Origin of the sequence: Parabacteroides caeci (genome assembly GCF_023656795.1) — a bacterium.
Lineage (GTDB): Bacteria > Bacteroidota > Bacteroidia > Bacteroidales > Tannerellaceae > Parabacteroides > Parabacteroides segnis.
The window spans coordinates 1-1,691 of the sequence record NZ_JAMOKT010000141.1 but is presented as its reverse complement, the minus strand read 5'-3'; the positions used below and the strand labels follow the sequence as shown (position 1 = coordinate 1,691).

1 protein-coding gene is annotated in these 1,691 nt (G+C 46.0%); it reads right to left on the bottom strand.

Features of this window, described 5'->3' with window-relative positions:
• Positions 1-237 precede the first annotated feature (237 nt).
• Positions 238-1,584, bottom strand: coding sequence for an IS1380-like element IS616 family transposase (locus NBH15_RS29070; RefSeq protein ID WP_004295325.1), 1,347 nt, complete (start codon positions 1,582-1,584; stop codon positions 238-240).
• Positions 1,585-1,691 lie beyond the last annotated feature (107 nt).

The window sequence follows — 1,691 nt, the reverse complement described above, 5'->3', positions numbered from 1 at the left end:
CCTACATTATTCATAGTGGATTCATTTCAGGTTATCAAAACAGATATGGGGACAATCTGAAGCCTCCAACTAATGTCTATCATCGAATGACCGCTTGATGTAGAGTTATAATCCTGTCCGAAGCCTTGATTTCGGCATGCTCAGGTCTGATTATCACGTCCATTTTTATGGAGCGGATATGACTTATAAGTCCGATTACAGAATCGGACTCAGGTTGATTTCAGATTATTCCACTTGTCAGGCAGAGAGTCTCGTCAAGGCTTGCGACAAAGCTTCAAGGTGTCGATGGTGTGGGGAAAAGCTGAACCTTATAAAAGTCTTTTTTTCGACTATGAAGACGGCACTCAGCATAATCCGCTTCATGAAGCTGTCCATCGTGAAGGCGCCGACCTCTGTATTGGAGAAAGCCTTCGACCTGAGACGGTATGCGGTCACATATGCCGCGCCATATAGAAACAGCCGGAACATATTGGCTCTGAAAGAACTGCACGACATCCTGTCGGCTCGAAAATACTTCAGGTCTTTTATCCATAGCTCCATTGTGCCGCGCTTACAGTAACGTCGATATACTGTCTCGGGCTTGTTGTTACGGTTGCTTGTGACTATGAAGCGGACGTTTACACCCTTGTCGGAGACTTCGATTTTTGCAATCACCCTCTGTCTGTATTTCCATGATTTGGCTTTGTACTCAAAGCTGTAGTAACGGCGTACATCCTCATGGTGAAGTTCGAAATCCCCCTTGGCACGGCGCAATTGCTTGTCGATTTTCTTCATAAGCGCAGGATTGCCCGACAGCCCTGTGATAAATCTCACATAAAGATGTGTCTTGACCCAGTCCATAAACTCATGGCTGCAGAAATGACTGTCCCCGCGGAGTTCTATTATTGTGTGAGGCCATTCCTTATGGATGTATTCAATGACTCTGCGCAGTATACCGAAGATGTTCAGCGACTTGTTGCGTCGTCCCGGTCTCAGTAGAGGAAGTATCAGCTTGCCGTTCATACCGTCGAAAATAACCATCGGCATGTAGCAGTATTCGTCATAGTAATCATTGAACAGCGACAGCTGCTGCGCCCCGTATGTGTTGGCATTTGTATCGTCAACGTCAAGAATAATCTTACGCGGAGCTTTGTCGAAGGATGAGATGTAGTCCTTGACAAACAGTTCTGCTATTTTCCATAAGGTCCTTTTGTCAATATGATTCTCAAGCCGTGTCATCGTCGGTTGTGAGCACAGGCCGGGATCCGATGCCTTGCGGCCCACGCTCATCTTAAGGGCACTGTCGTGGCGCAGGCGGTCGCAGTCGTTGGCATCCTCGTAGCCGCACATTATCTGTCCGACACGCTGGCAGACCATCTCTTCGTAGGAATGCTGTACGAAAAGTTGATTTCGATAATCCGGAATTAGGCGCGCTATCTTTCGCGCTATGCTGTCTTTCATTAGACCGACAAGCACCAGTCCTCCATTGGACGAGATGTCCGGGGCATTGAAATCGACCTGAATTTTCCTGTCAGGAAGCACGTCTTGAAAAGAAAAAAGATTTTTCTCTTGACTGACTCCGTTATTTGTTGTATCTTTGCACATGAGAACGCCGGTATTAAGTTTATTTTTAACACCTTAAAGTTAATGCTTTTCTTGCAAATATACAAGAAGGGCGTTCTCTTTTTTGTGGAGACTATGAATTATTCAGG

Coding starts and splice junctions, on each gene's coding strand:
- NBH15_RS29070 (WP_004295325.1), bottom strand. CDS start 1,584: ATGTGCAAAGATACAACAAATAACGGAGTCAGTCAAGAGAAAAATCTT.